This window comes from Chryseobacterium sp. SIMBA_038 (genome assembly GCF_046535115.1).
Lineage (GTDB): Bacteria > Bacteroidota > Bacteroidia > Flavobacteriales > Weeksellaceae > Chryseobacterium.
The window spans coordinates 1-264 of record NZ_JAWRXH010000226.1; the positions used below are offsets into that span (position 1 = coordinate 1).

Sequence of the window (264 nt, forward strand, 5' to 3'; positions counted from 1 at the left end):
GATTCGTCACGCGTACCTTCATTCAGCAAGTTCTGCCGCGCGCGCGAAGTCGGCGCGAAATGCACGCTTGCGAGCGCGCCGGTGAGCGTGCGATTGGCCTCCTCCGGCCATGGCGAGAGCAGGTTGCCGGTGCGCAAGCCCGCCTCCACGTGGCCAACTGGAATGCGCTTGTAGCACGCCGCCAGGGTGGCCGCCATGGTCGTGGTGGTATCGCCATGGACGAGAACCATGTCGGGTTGCGCACGCTCCAGCACGCCACGCATC

At 66.3% G+C, this 264-nt stretch carries 1 protein-coding gene; it reads right to left on the minus strand.

Going from position 1 to position 264, the window contains the following annotated elements; genetic code table 11:
* On the minus strand, positions 1 to 264 hold a 264-nt coding region (locus SB689_RS23370), incomplete at both ends, for a UDP-N-acetylglucosamine 2-epimerase (RefSeq protein WP_410694435.1).